The 14881-nt window shown below is 47.6% G+C and carries 7 protein-coding genes; all 7 read left to right on the top strand.

The window, feature by feature from the left end:
* Positions 1-131: 131 nt before the first annotated feature.
* The 7 genes from ACETMN_RS14340 to ACETMN_RS14370 all read left to right on the top strand — a co-directional run bounded on the left by ACETMN_RS14340 (position 132) and on the right by ACETMN_RS14370 (position 14393).
* On the top strand, positions 132-5378 hold the full coding sequence (locus tag ACETMN_RS14340) for a S8 family serine peptidase (protein WP_411736265.1): 5247 nt from the start codon (positions 132-134) through the stop codon (positions 5376-5378).
* Positions 5379-5635: 257 nt separating this feature from the next.
* A complete protein-coding gene (locus tag ACETMN_RS14345) occupies positions 5636-6808 on the top strand; it encodes a GntR family transcriptional regulator (protein WP_306299282.1) in 1173 nt (390 codons plus the stop codon).
* 223 nt (positions 6809-7031) lie between these two features.
* Complete coding sequence (locus ACETMN_RS14350; protein WP_091016584.1) at positions 7032-8333, top strand: glycoside hydrolase family 125 protein; 1302 nt, start codon at positions 7032-7034, stop codon at positions 8331-8333.
* Positions 8334-8411: 78 nt separating this feature from the next.
* Positions 8412-9791 (top strand): extracellular solute-binding protein, encoded by a 1380-nt coding sequence (locus ACETMN_RS14355; protein WP_091016582.1) that lies wholly within the window; start codon positions 8412-8414, stop codon positions 9789-9791.
* 68 nt (positions 9792-9859) lie between these two features.
* Positions 9860-10726 (top strand): carbohydrate ABC transporter permease, encoded by an 867-nt coding sequence (locus ACETMN_RS14360; protein WP_091016580.1) that lies wholly within the window; start codon positions 9860-9862, stop codon positions 10724-10726.
* Between the two features lie 22 nt (positions 10727-10748).
* Positions 10749-11573 (top strand): carbohydrate ABC transporter permease, encoded by an 825-nt coding sequence (locus ACETMN_RS14365; protein ID WP_091016578.1) that lies wholly within the window; start codon positions 10749-10751, stop codon positions 11571-11573.
* 18 nt (positions 11574-11591) lie between these two features.
* The gene (locus tag ACETMN_RS14370) at positions 11592-14393 is read left to right on the top strand and encodes an alpha-mannosidase (RefSeq protein WP_091016576.1); all 2802 of its coding nucleotides are present in this window, start codon (positions 11592-11594) and stop codon (positions 14391-14393) included.
* Positions 14394-14881: the final 488 nt, after the last annotated feature.

Here is a 14881-nt window from a genome sequence, read left to right on the forward strand (position 1 = left end):
GAGGTGAGGCTTTATGTGAAATCCAGAGTATCTATCTCGTCCGCAATAAAGGTTATTTACCGTTTTATTCTGCAGAGAAGGGCATATGTACCAGACTAAATTAAAAAACCGGGTAAAAGGAGTGGAAAAGTTTGATAAAGATTAATCGGTTACGCAAGCCCATCTCCATGGGGCTCTCGCTTCTCCTTGCATTTTCGATCATTCATCCGGTTTCAGCTGAAAACTCCACATCATCCAAATTGGATATGAAATCTGGACTTGCCAAAGTTACGGAGTCCAAAGTAAACGCCAAATTGACCAAAGAATTTGATGGTAGTGAGTATGTTACCTATCTGGTTAAAATGAAGGAACAGGTGGATACAGCAGCAGTCTCCAAACAGGCCCTTGAAAAGGCGACCATAGCCAAACAAACGGCTTCAGCCACAAAGCTGTCCGTTCGTAATTCGGTCGTCAGCTCTCTGCGAGAAACGGCCTCGCGTACACAATATCCATTGGAAACTTATCTGGAAAAGGAAGTTGACCTGGGTAAGGTTAAAGAATATAAAAGCTATTTTATTGTCAATTCATTGGCAGTGACGAGTACCAAAGAAGTCATGGAACAGATTGCGCTGCTGCCTGAGGTGGAGAAGATTCTACCGAATGAGACACGATACTTACAGAAAGCCGAAGTGAGTAAAGAACCGGCGAATGCGGCATCAGGCAAAGATGCTGTACAAACGCCAGCTAAAGACTCTTCAGTCGGAGTTAAAGACAAGGAGCCTGCTGCCAAGGACAAGCTTGCGACTGAAAACGTGGAATGGAACCTGGATTACATCAATGCGCCAGCCGTGTGGGATCGGGGCATCGATGGAACAGGGATTGTTGTTGCTAATCTGGACAGTGGTGTGGATTATACCCACCCGGCGCTTCGCAGCAAATGGCGGGGACTGGATGCTTCGGGCAATATCGTTGATCCCGAACTAAGCTGGTATGATCCGCACAGTAATGCTTCCCTCCCTGCGGACGAAGACGGACATGGTACTCACACGATGGGTACGATGGTTGGCTCTGAAGCGAATGGCACCAACCAGATCGGGGTTGCTCCCGGTGCGAAATGGATTGGTGTACGGATATTCAATCCGGAAACAACGGATGCCATTATTCTGGATGGCGGACAGTGGTTGATCGCTCCAGTGGATGCGGAAGGCAATCTGCATCCTGAACTTGCACCGGATGTGGTAAACAACTCGTGGGGTGGAGGTGCCGGACTAGATGAATGGTTCCGTCCTATGGTGCAAGCCTGGCGTGATGCTCAGATTTTTCCGGAATTCTCAGCAGGAAATGTGAGACTGGGTAACCCGGGCGGACCTGGTTCTGTTGCTAACCCGGCTAACTATCCTGAAAGTTTTGCTACAGGAGCAACCGATATCAACGGAAATCTGGCTTCGTTCTCCCTACTGGGCCCATCCCCTTATGATGAGATCAAACCGGAAGTATCTGCCCCTGGTGTGAATATCCGTTCATCAGTTCCGGGCGGTGTATATGAAGGAGGCTGGAACGGAACATCCATGGCAGGTCCGCATACAACCGCCCTTGCTGCACTGCTGCTTCAGGCCAATCATTCCCTTACCGTGGATCAGCTGGAGCAGATCATTACAGATACAGCCACGCCGAGAACGGATAGTCAGTATCCGACCTCTCCTAATAACGGCTACGGTCACGGCATTATTAATGCCCTTGATGCTGTGGGTTCTGTACTCGAAGGGATTGGAACAGTATCCGGCAGAGTGGTTACAGCCGGAGATGATCTGGAAGAGCCAGTACTGGCACATACCCCTGTCAATTCAGCCTTTACAGGCATTGATATACCATTAACCGCTCATGTGACAGATAACGTCGCGGTAGTCTCCGTTGAGGCTTTTGCCAAAACGACAGGTACCAACCAGTACGTCTATCTGCCGATGAATCGAATTGCTGGAGATAACAAAGATGGGACGTATACAGCGACAATCCCTGCTTTTCTTATTGAACCGCAAGGTGTGGAGTATTATATCCGAGTGAATGATTACGGCAACAACGGATTCGAAAGTCAGGTATATAAAGTGGCTGTGTCCAATGGTGTGCAGCCAGGATACCTTCAGGATTTTGAAGAAGATCAGCTGGGCTTCACGACTGGTGGTACCGGAAGTACCTGGGTATGGGGAACACCAAGCAGTGGTCCTGGAAGTGCATACTCCGGTGACAAGGTAATTGCAACCAATCTGCAAGGGACTTATGTAGCGAATAGCAATGCATATCTGCTTGCGCCGCCAATTGATCTTACCGAGAGTCCAGAAGGTGCGTTATTATCCTTCAAGCACTGGTATGACTTGGAGAATAACATCGACTTTGGCAAGGTATACATCGCTTCCGAGGATAGCGATTTTGTGTTCCAAGAACTGTTAACCTTCACGGGTACAGGTGGCAATTGGAAGACACAATATGTGGATCTTCGCGAATACGCGGGACAACAGGTGTTCATCAAGTTCAATCTGACGAGTGATAATTCATTGCAAAAGGCTGGCTGGTACATTGATGATTTTGCTGTAGAAGAGCTGGATGAGATTGCTCCGGGCGCACCTGCCGGATTGTCTGCGACGGCCGATATTCTTGGTAATGTAGCCTTGAGCTGGACTGGTCCGAACGATGAGGATCTTGAATCCTATATCGTATATCGCTCCACAACCGCAGGTGCAGGTTATGAATCCATTGGAACTGCAACCGGAACAACGTTTACGGATACGGCTACGGTGACAGATTCGACGTATTACTATACCGTTGCCGCACTTGATTATAGTGGCAATGAAAGCGATAAATCGAATGAGGTCTCCATTACAGTAGAGGTGCCTCAGGATATCTACATCGATCATTTCGATGGCAGTGATGATAATGGCTGGACTCATTCAGGAACCAAAGATGAGTGGGAACGCGGCATTCCGGTAACGGGACCTGCCAGCGCGGTTTCTCCGCCGAATGTCTGGGCGACTGATCTCGACAATACGTATGAGAGTGGCTCCAATTATTCACTCGTATCTCCGGTCATTGATTTGACGGACGTGTCCGAAGGAACACTCACGTTTAATCATTGGTACGAGATTGAGAGTGGATACGACTACGGGTATGTGGAAGTCACCAAGGATGGTGGAACCACATGGTCAGAACTGGGCAAATTCTCACATAGTACAAACGGTAAACAATGGACACCCGTATTTTATGATCTGGATGCACTTACCGGTAATGAAGTTCAATTCCGGTTCCGCCTGACCTCAGATAACAGTGTTGTGAAGACAGGCTGGTTCATTGATGATTTCCGTGTACTGGGAGTTGCTGCTGAGACGGTAACGGAGGACAGTGCGGTTGTGCTTAACAATGACAAACCTAAACCGTCCTATGATAATCCATGGTACAAAATTTCGCGGACTGACAAAGCGGAATTTAACAAAACGAAACAACAACAACCGGAAGTTGAAAAACCGGAAACAGGTTCGGTTAATCCACAAAGCCTGCCTGCAAGTGCAACGGTTACCGTACTGGAAACCGGACGTTCGGTGAAGACAGATCCAGCTACAGGCAAGTATAACTTCACACACGTAGCAGGTGATTACACGTTAAAAGCTGAAGCATATGGATATTATCCTCGAACTCAGCAGGTAACGATCACCGATGGCAGTGGAGCCAAAGCCAACTTTAATCTGGAGGCAATCCCGCATGGGCAGATTGAAGGTGTTGTAACGGATGAGCGGACAGGACAACCTCTGGCTGATGCTTCCGTTCTCGTGGTGGAAGATGCCAATGTAGGCGAAGTCCACACAGGTTCAGATGGTAGCTTCGTTATTCAGGTACTGGAAGGAAGTTATACTCTGTCCATCCGTGCTGCTGATTACTACAGTAAAACCGTTACTGTAACTGTACCTGGTAATGGTACGGCAGAGGCGAATGTTGCCTTGAAACCGTTCATCGGTTTTCCAGGGGAAATTGCTTATGATGATGGAACAGCAGAGAACGCACGAGCTTTTAACGCTGCGGATAACGCCTGGGCAGTTCGAATGACACCAGAGCTGGAGACCGCTCAACTGACAGGTGCATCGTTCCGATTCTGGAACACCGAATGGCCTGTACCTGGAGGCACAGCGTTCCAATATGCCGTATATGATGCATCGGGTGCGGGCGGAGCTCCGGGACGACAACTGGCTGGACCATTTGACGGTACTGCACTTCGAAACGATCAATGGACAACTGTTGAATTCCCGGAACCGGTCATTGTAACGGGTGATTTCTATATCGTGTACGTACAGAGTTTAGCTGGAACTAGCGCTCCGGGACTCGCTACCGATGAGGATGGTCCAAATGCAGGTCGAAGCTGGCAGCGAGTAGGTGGAGCGTGGAGCACTTCACCTGATGAAGAAGGTAACTACATGATTCGTGCAGTTGTGAGATATCCGGTAAATGCACCTGTGCTCACAGCACCTGCGAACACGTATACGAATCAATCAACCTTCACCGTGTCGGGAACGTCTCCGGCATCCGGCGCTCAGATCAAGATCTACAACGGCAAAGATCTGGCTGGTACGACAACTGTGGTAAATGGGAAGTTCTCTTACGGTGTGAAACTCCGTTCTGGGATTAATGCGATTACTGCCGAGGCAGTGGTGGACGGGAAAACGACCGACCGCTCACTCCCCGTCGTCATTATTCTGGATCAGACCAAACCGCAGTTGACCATTGTTACGCCAACTCAAGGAGATCGCATCAATGCGGAAGTTGTTCACGTAACGGGTAATGTCGTGGAACAATTCCTCGATAAGTTGACTGTTAACGGACAAACCGTACAAGTGGGCAAAGACAGAAGCTTCAGTCATCGCGTATTGGTTAACGAAGGCGAGAACACGATTACCATTACAGCAACCGATCTCGCTGGCAATAAAACTACCGTAACCCGCACCGTCTACGTGGAAACGGCGTTGCCAGAACTTACGAATATTACTCCGGCTGAGGATGTTCGAATCACATCAGGAGAGAGTGTTACTGTTTCATTTGACAGTAAACCTGGTTTGCAAGCATCTTTCCGGATTCAGTTACCGCTGAATCTGAATGCCCAAGGGGCAGGAGAGATTCCATTAGTGGAGACCGAACCTGGTCGTTACACGGGTACGTACACAACACCTTCATCCCTTGTTCTGGATGGTGGAGTCATTGTGATTCGAGCTCAGGATGCAGCAGGCAACAAAGTAGAGGCGGAAGCAGCTGGACGATTGTTCGTCAGCGCAGCACAAGAACAATCCGTTCCAGAACCAGATTCGAGCCCTGAAGAGACTGAAACGGAAGTGGGTCCACCGTCTGCTGAGGGTCTGCAACCTTAATTATGCAAAGTATGACATGGATGAAAACTACATTTTGACCATCTAAGCAAGGAGCCGATAAGCCGAGGTATTAGGGCTTGTCGGCTTTTTGTTGTATCTCGATTCACATCTGACGCCTAAGATTAATGAAGCATCCATTGGGAAGCTTTTTCTTTTGCTCTCATATGACAGCAGGTGAGTTGTCTCCGTTCTTCACATTAATGATATAACATGATATATTAGGATGTAGAACATGAGAAGTATGGGTATTTATGGAGGTGCTTGTATTGGGGAAAGACTCGGCATCCAAGCCGATGTATGAACAGATCTTTGAATCCTTGCGCGAACGGATACAGCTTCATCAATATCAAGTGGGTGAACGTGTTCCTTCGGAGAAGGAATTATGTGATGAATTCGGAGTGAGCCGGATTACGACGAAAAAGGCGCTTGAAATGTTGGCGAGTGAACAATTGATTGTTCGTCAGCCGGGACGGGGTTCTTTTGTAGCTGATACAGCAGATATGACACAAGAAAGACCTAACAGACCTGCTCCGCGTGCTGCGATCAAAGATCCAGAGAAGAAGCTGCTCATTGGTCTGGTCATCACTAACTTCAGCGATATGTATGGTACAGAACTGTTATATGGCATGGAGGAAGCTTCGCGAGAGCATGATTGTTTTCTCGTACTTAGACGCTCCTTCGGGATTCCCGAGCAGGAGGAACAGAGCATTCAGGAACTGCTGGAACTGGGTGTGGATGGATTGATTATTTTCCCGGCACAAGGTGAATATTTCAGCGATGAGATTCTTAAATTGGTCGTTAACAAATTCCCGTTTGTCCTGATTGACCGGTACTTAAAAGGCATTCCGGCTTCATCTGTGAGTACGGATAATGTAGGCGCGGCGCGAGAAGGGATGAATTATTTGTTCGATCTCGGTCACCGACACATCGCTTTTCTGACGCAGCCTCCGGCGAACACTACACCGATTGAAGAACGAATTGAAGGAATCATTGAGGCTCATAATGATCAAGGAGTGCTGGTGAACAGGGAACTGTGGTTAGAATCTTTTCTTTCGACACTGCCAAGTGTGTTTGATCCTCAAGTCGAGGTCCGTGATGTGGAGACACTGGTGGAACATTTACAGAAATACCCCCAGATTACTGCACTCTTTGCTGCGGAGTATCATATTGCTTTACTTGCAGAACAGGCAGCGGATCGGCTTGGTCTGAGGATACCTGAAGATATGTCCATCATTTGTTTTGACAGTCCAAACGCTGCCGAAAGAAGCCGTGTAACACATATGAGACAAAGCCAGTTTGATATGGGAAAACAGGCGTTCGAGATGGTGCTTCAGAGTATGCAGAACAACGAGATGGCAGTGAATAGGGTTATTTTGCCTGCCCGTTTGGTGAAGGGTAAGTCAACAAGTATAGTGAAACAAAAGGGGTAATTTTAGCAACTTAATATTCATTGTGTTCAATCAGGGACTTCGTGTAAACGAGGTCTCTTTTTTATGTGGATAAAATGGGGAGAATTACTTTAAATGGTATACTATTTATTGTCCTTAATTTAAAATAGCATGCTAATATACAAATAAACATATTGACATAACATTATATTCGTTTTAGGATGATGAAAGCGGTTAACAAATTGGATTACATAAGGAGGACAACATGCTGACACCCAGAGATGATCAAGAAATTTCCCCCTCGATATACGACATGATTGATCAGGTTAACAAACGTATGCCAGACCATCCGGAACTTAATCAAATGTTCAAAAATTGTTTTACCAATACGATGGCGACCACAATTCAGCGCAAAGAAGATGGAACAACTTTTGTGATTACGGGAGATATCCCTGCCATGTGGTTACGTGATTCTGCCGCTCAGGTCAGACCTTATCTGGTTCTCGCTTCAGAGGATGAAGATATCGCCGACATGATCGCTGGGCTGGTTGAACGTCAACTGAATTATATTCTCCTGGACCCTTATGCAAACGCTTTTAATGAGACGGAGAGTGGGAAAGGACATCAGGAAGACCTGACGCAGATGAATGATTGGATCTGGGAACGGAAGTATGAGATCGACTCTCTGGCTTATCCGATTCAGCTCAGTTATCTCTTGTGGAAGAACACGGGAAGAACAACTCAATTCAATAATACGTTCCGTAAAGCAACCCAGATCATCATGCAGTTATGGCAAGTGGAACAGCATCATGAGACGAAATCACCCTACACGTTCCAACGTCTGGATGCTCCCGAAACCGATACGCTCACCCGAGAGGGACGAGGTACTGAAACAGTCTATACCGGCATGACCTGGTCGGGATTCCGTCCTAGCGATGATCGCTGTGAATATGGTTATCTGATTCCATCCAATATGTTCGCCGTTGTGGCGCTTCGATATCTGCAGGAAATTGCTGAAGCTGTGTTCAAGGATGAAATGCTGGCAGCGACTGCACAGCAGTTGGAGGAACAAATCAACAAAGGAATTCAGGATTATGGCACCGTTGAACATCCGGAATATGGAACCATATATGCATACGAAACGGATGGGAAAGGCAATCACAATCTGATGGATGATGCCAATGTGCCGAGCCTGCTGTCTTTACCTTATCTCGGATATGTCGAGGAGAACGACGAGGTGTATCAGAATACACGCCGTTTCATTTTATCCACGAACAACCCGTATTTTTATGAGGGAACAGCAGCAGCGGGAATCGGTAGTCCGCATACACCAGAAGGGTACATCTGGCATATCGCTTTATCGATGCAGGGGCTGACTACAGAGGATCGCAATGAAAAACTACGATTGCTTCAGCTTATCCATAAGACGGATGCGGATACCGGACTGACCCATGAAGGTTTTTCGGCCAACAATCCACATGAATATACACGTCCATGGTTTTCATGGTCCAACATGCTCTTTAGTGAACTGATTATGGATTATTGCGGATTCCGCGTACAGAAATAGATAGGGAAGCAAGAGATAACCTGCGAGTACATCATAACGTTCGGAGTTCGTTGAATTCCGACAAGAGGAGAGCGAATCATGAGAAAAATATCATTGAAAATGCCGGTAGCAGCAGTTATGACATCCTTGCTCATTCTTACTACAGCCTGTTCGGGCGGAAGCTCAAGCACAGGCACAACCAGTGACGGTAAGAAGGAAGTAACTGTATCGTTCCGTTCTTCAGGATCTGAAGATACACTTACGAAGTTTTTCCAATCAGGTTTGGTGGATCAGTTCGAGAAAGAAAATCCGGATATCAAAATCAACATTGCGCCTGTATTGGCAAGTGAGGGTGATTATACCTCCAAAATGGTTTTGCAGATGAAATCGCCTGACACGGCGCCTGATGTTATTGCCGAAGATACATCCATCATCAAATCCGATGCTGCTGCGGGATATCTGGAGCCGCTGGATACACAGGTTAAGGGCTGGCCCGATTGGGAAGAACACATCATCGACAACCTGAAGGCAGGGGTTACGGGTGAAGACGGCAAGGTATATGGCGTTCCGGCTACCTCGGATACACGTGGAATCTGGTACAACAAGGAACTGTTTCAAAAAGCAGGTCTGGAAGTTCCATTTAAACCTGCAAGCTGGGCAGAGGTACTCGAAGCAGCACGTACCATCAAGCAAAAACTGCCGGGTGTGACACCGCTTAATATGATCGTGGGCAAAGCAAACGGTGAAGGTGTCACCATGCAAACGCTGGAAATGCTGCTCTATGGTACGGCGGATACGCTGTATAACGACACCAGCAAGAAATGGGTCGTTAACAGCCCAGGTCTTTTGGATTCATTCAAATTCATAGATCAAGTGTTTAACACGGATAAAACAGGTCCGACCATGCAGGTCGCCTTGAATGGACAAGCTGGAAGTATTGCATTCCAGCAACAGTTCCCGCAAGACAAACTGGCGATGGCTGTAGATGGTAGCTGGGCAGGTTCGACATGGGCCGAGAATGGTGCGGCTCCAATTGCCAACGTCGAAGAGAAAATAGGATTTGCGCCATTCCCGACACAAAATGGGGAAGAACCTGGAGCAACGACGATGTCTGGAGGATGGGCTTGGTCCGTTCCTGCACAAGCGAAGAATAAGGAAGCAGCTTGGAAATTTATCGAGTTCCTGATGAATAAGGAGAATGCGACTGCGCGCGTCGTAGCGGAAGGCAGCCTCAGTCCACGTAATGATTCCACAGAAGTTGAAGGTTATACCGATCGTCCATATACCAAAGAAGCACAGGAACTCTTGAATGTAGCCCATTTCCGTCCAGCGAACGATCAATATGCAGCGGTATCCGCACAATTGCAAAGCATCGTTGAGAGTATTGCCTCTGGCAAGCTGACGCCGGAAGAGGGAGTTACACAATTGAAGGATAACGTATCCCGTTCCCTTGGCGCGGACAGCATCGAAGAGAAATAAGGATATCGATATATTCGGAGGGGGAGGCATAATACTCCCCTTTTTCCGGTTCGAATGGAGAGTGACTTATGAAAAGGAAAGCACCAGGTTCATTTCTGTTTCTCATGCCTTCCGTACTGTTATTGCTTGTGTTTTTCATTGTTCCCATCATTCTGACGATCTGCTTTGCCTTTACGAATATGGCTCTGACCGGGGCGGCAGCCAAGAGTCTGGAGTTCGTCGGATTTCAGAATTTCATTAATATGTTCCATGATCCGGACTTCCGCATTAGTGTCTGGCGTACGCTGGTCTTTCTCATCTTCTCCGCAGTGATTGGTCAGGTATTGCTTGGGTTCATTCTGGCTCTTCTAATGAAGGAAAAAAATGTGACGTTCCGCCGGGTCATTGGCATCATCGTCATTGCTGGCTGGGTGACACCCGAGATTGTGGTGGCCTTCTGTATGGTTGCCTTTTTCAGTGACAATGGTTCATTGAATCAGATTCTTGGCTGGTTTGGGGCGAATCCGATCTCCTGGTTGTTCAGTTTCCCAATGGTGAGTGTCATTATCGCAAATATTTGGCACGGCACAGCCTTTTCGATGATGGTCTACCAATCGGCTCTGGATGATATTCCGAAGGAAGTCGAAGAAGCTGCCATTATTGACAGTGCTACAGGGTTCCAGATCGTCAGACACATTACAATTCCAATGGTAAAAGGGTCCATCGTGACCAACATGATGTTGGTTACCCTACAGACACTGGGTGTGTTCACGCTGATCTATACGATGACCGGTGGTGGCCCGGGTACTTCGACACAAACCTTGCCAATCTTCATGTACAACCAGGCCTTTGTGAATTATCAATTTGGATACGGCACAGCCATATCTCTGGTTCTGTTGTTCATTGGTATTATCGCCAGCCTGTTCTACATGCGATCCATGAAAGTGAAAGTGTAACCATGAAGGAGGTTCGATCCCTATGGTCAAACATGGGCTTCAACGCAAAATCCAGTACGGGATTCTAGTTTTTCTGGGGCTCTGTTTTTTATTGCCGCTGCTCTGGATCATTCTGGCTTCATTTGACCCGAACGCGCAACAGGGTATCAAAATGTCCAGTACCTGGACCATTCAAAATTTCAAGGATGTACTCGGGGATTCGAGCAATCTTCGTTCATTCGGTGTGGGCCTGATTCTGTCGGGAGGGCAAGCGATATTGGTTGTTCTGGTATCTGTTCTTGCTGCGTATCCATTATCCCGTTATGAAATGAGATTCAAAAAAAGCTTCTTGTTATCTATTCTGTTCATGACAGCACTTCCGATTACTGCCGTGATGGTTCCGGTATTTCAAATGTTTCTGTTCTTCAAAATGCAAAATAGCATCATTGCCACGATGCTGTTCCTGACCGCATCCTCACTTCCTTACGGCATCTGGATGATGAAAAACTTCATGGATTCGGTGCCCATTGATCTGGAAGAATCGGCATGGATTGACGGTGCATCCGTGTGGAACGGATTGAGACGAATTGTAGCGCCATTGATGTTGCCGGGTATTGCAACGATCGCGATATTTACCTTTTCGGGAAGTTGGGGCAACTTCTTCGTGCCATACATCCTGCTCCAGACACCGGAGAAACTTCCGGCATCGGTCACGATTTATCAATTTTTTGGCAGCCACGGTATGGTTGAATACGGCAGATTGGCTGCATTTTCACTACTTTATACGATGCCTTCGGTTGTGCTATACATCTTCTCCCAGCGTTACATGTCCAAGGGCTTCAGCATGGGCGGGGCAACCAAAGGTTAATGACAGGAGGTACGCAACATGACAACCAAAAAGACGGCACATCTCATCTCGCATACCCATTGGGACCGCGAATGGTATATGCCTTATGAACACCATCATGTACTGCTCATTGAGCTGATGGATAAACTGCTGGACACGCTTGATCAGGACCCGGAATATCGCTATTTCCATCTGGATGGGCAGACGATTATTCGTGAAGATTATTTGCAGGTTCGGCCTGAACAACAGGAGAGGCTCGACCGTTATATTCGTGAAGGACGCATCCATTTTGGTCCATGGTATGTGTTACAGGATGAGTTTCTGACCAGCAGCGAGGCCAACTTGCGTAATCTGCTCATCGGTCATCGTGATGCTCGACCTTTGGGTGTGATATCCAAGACGGGGTACTTCCCAGACTCGTTCGGAAATATGGGACAGGCGCCGCAGATTCTGCAACAGGCGGATATTCATAACGCGATCTTTGGGCGTGGGGTAAAACCTACGGGATTCAATAATGCGGTGGTTGATGCAGACAGTTACGAATCTCCCTATTCCGAGATGATCTGGCGTTCGCCGGATGGTTCGGAAGTGCTCGGCATTTTGTTCGCGAATTGGTACTGCAATGGGATGGAAGTTCCGGTTGATCCGGAGAAAGCCCGAGTATATTGGGATAAAAATCTGGAAGATGCCGAGAAGTTTGCATCGACTTCACATCTGTTGTTCATGAATGGTTGTGATCATCAGCCGATCCAGACGGATCTGCCAGAGGCTTTACGTACGGCGGCTGCGTTGTATCCTGATGTAGAATTTATCCACTCCAATTTTGACGATTACATTGAGGCGGTTACGAAGGATGTGCCTGAGCATCTGGCGACCATTGAGGGCGAGCTTCGCAGTCAGCACACAGATGGTTGGGGAACACTGGTGAATACGGCATCTGCCAGGGTTTATCTGAAACAGTTGAATCAGCAGGGGCAGACGTTGCTTGAAAAGGTAGCCGAACCACTGGCCGCCATGGCCCACATAGCCGGGGTAAAAGATTATCCACATCATCTGTTGACGCATGCATGGAAGATGCTGATGCAGAACCACCCGCATGATAGCATCTGCGGATGCAGTGTGGATGAGATCCACCGTGAGATGGTGACCCGCTTCGCCAAGAGCAGACAACTTGCAGAGAAATTGGTTTCCCAGAGTGCGCAGGCGATTGCTGAGTCCATTCATGTGCAACCTGCTGAGGCTTGGGGGGAGGAAGCGGTGCTGTTCACTGTGTTCAACACGAGTGGTTGGAATCGAAATGGAATCATTGAAATGGATCTGATTGTGGACAAAGCATTTTTCCCAGAAGGTCCTAATCCCCAGGCACTTGCGCAGAAAGTGGAAAAAGATGAACTGCCAGTATATCAGCTGATCGATTCGGATGGACGCACGTATTCGGCAGAAATTAACGATCTGGGTGCACATTTTGGTTATGAACTTCCGAAGGATCGCTTCCGCCAGCCTTATATGGCTCGTAAAGTAAGAGTGACTTTCCAGGCGGTGGATGTACCTTCGCTGGGTTATAAGACCTATGCTCTCATTCCAGTTCATACGCCAACAGAGAATGCTGAGATTGCTGAAGTGCCCGATACAAGCGAACTCATTCAGGTTCATGGAATGATGATGGAAAACGGTCATTTGCGGGTGACGCTTGAAGAGAATGGTACGGCTACAATTGAGGATAAGGTCTCCGGTGCTGTGTACAGGGGATTGAATTCATATGAGAATACCGGTGATATCGGCAATGAATATGTCTACCGACAACCAGAGGGAGAGACAACGCTGACCTTTGAGCATCTGAAGGCAGACCTGCGGATCGTGGAGCAATCTCCGTATCGTGCAGTCATGGAAAGTGTATTACACTGGAATATTCCTGCTGGAGCAGATGAACTGTTCGAGCTGGAGAAACGCCAAATGGTTCCTTTTACAGAACGGAAGGCGCAGCGAGCCCCGAACACTGTTCCGTTGGTTATTACGACAACGTATACATTGGAAGCAGGCAGTAATATGGTCAAGGTAAAATCTGACTTTAACAATCAGGCCAAGGATCATCGACTGCGGGCACTCTTTCCATCGGGATTGGTGACAGAGGATCATTATGCAGATTCCATCTTTGAAATTGCCAAACGTTCCAATACACCGGCCAAAGAATGGGTGAATCCGAGTAATGCGCAGCATCAGCAAGCATTTGTACATGTGACCGATGGTGATCATGGATTAATGATTGCAAACAAAGGGCTGAATGAATACGAGATTTTACAGCATGAAGAAGGTAGTACGATTGCGGTTACGCTGCTGCGCGCCTCTTCGGAACTAGGAGATTGGGGTGTGTTTGAAACACCGGAAGCCCAATGTCTGGGACCTCAGAGTGTGGAATATGCGATTATTCCATTTGCAGGTGATGCGGCACAGTCAGGTGCATGTGCATCCGCATACGTGTATCCGATTCCGTGGACAACTGTGCAGCTAGGGGCATTAGCACGCACGTTTGAGCAAGAGGGTCATGCTGGAGCTGATGGGCAACAGGTGGAACTACCTCTGTCGAAGCAATGGCTGGCATGGAATGCACAAAGTTCGTCACTAGCCTTCTCCACATTGAAGATCGCAGAGGAAACAGGAGATTTGATTGCTCGCTGGTATAATCTGAACTCCGAACCCGTTGAATTGAACGTGCAAACTGGATTTGAATGTGCCTCCGTTTATGAGAGCGATGTGCTGGAACGGGTTAAGGACACGTTGCAGGGTCAAAGCCAGACGATATCTGGGTACAAAATAGTTACACAAGGTTACAAGCTTTGTTGAGTGTGTAATTACAAACAGCAGAGCACTCTTTCATGATGGCGTAATGTCACGAACAGATTTTTCTTCACTAGAAGTCACTATTCAAGCAGCTTTTTCGTATTATCAGGTTAGCCAGTAATTACTGGTTGGCCTTTTTTTTGGTTGGTTTACGATGGGGGGGAGCCGGGAGAACGTGGGGCTTTAGGGACGTGGACCTTGTAACAAAAACAGTTCCCATGACCTACAAAAAATCATGTTTGGATATGTGAAGCCCCGTTGAACATGGGTCGATACGTTTACAGAGCTCCAGCATGTCACCCGGCAACATGAGTTTGTTACCGGACTATACGTTCAAGCCAGGTTGAACAGCAGGGCCTTGGGCATATGTTTGTATTGAAAACCAAAAGCAGTCCCATTCAAACACCTTCCTGCCATTGGCATTGAATTGCATGACAACGAGCGTTTAAATAATCAAGAAGCCTTCGTTCAGTTGAGTACCAAACGAAGGC

Source organism: Paenibacillus sp. M2, from assembly GCF_046713495.1.
Taxonomy (GTDB): domain Bacteria; phylum Bacillota; class Bacilli; order Paenibacillales; family Paenibacillaceae; genus Paenibacillus; species Paenibacillus amylolyticus_B.

Coding starts and splice junctions, on each gene's coding strand:
- ACETMN_RS14350 (WP_091016584.1), top strand. CDS start 7,032: ATGCTGACACCCAGAGATGATCAAGAAATTTCCCCCTCGATATACGAC.
- ACETMN_RS14355 (WP_091016582.1), top strand. CDS start 8,412: ATGAGAAAAATATCATTGAAAATGCCGGTAGCAGCAGTTATGACATCC.
- ACETMN_RS14360 (WP_091016580.1), top strand. CDS start 9,860: ATGAAAAGGAAAGCACCAGGTTCATTTCTGTTTCTCATGCCTTCCGTA.
- ACETMN_RS14365 (WP_091016578.1), top strand. CDS start 10,749: ATGGTCAAACATGGGCTTCAACGCAAAATCCAGTACGGGATTCTAGTT.
- ACETMN_RS14370 (WP_091016576.1), top strand. CDS start 11,592: ATGACAACCAAAAAGACGGCACATCTCATCTCGCATACCCATTGGGAC.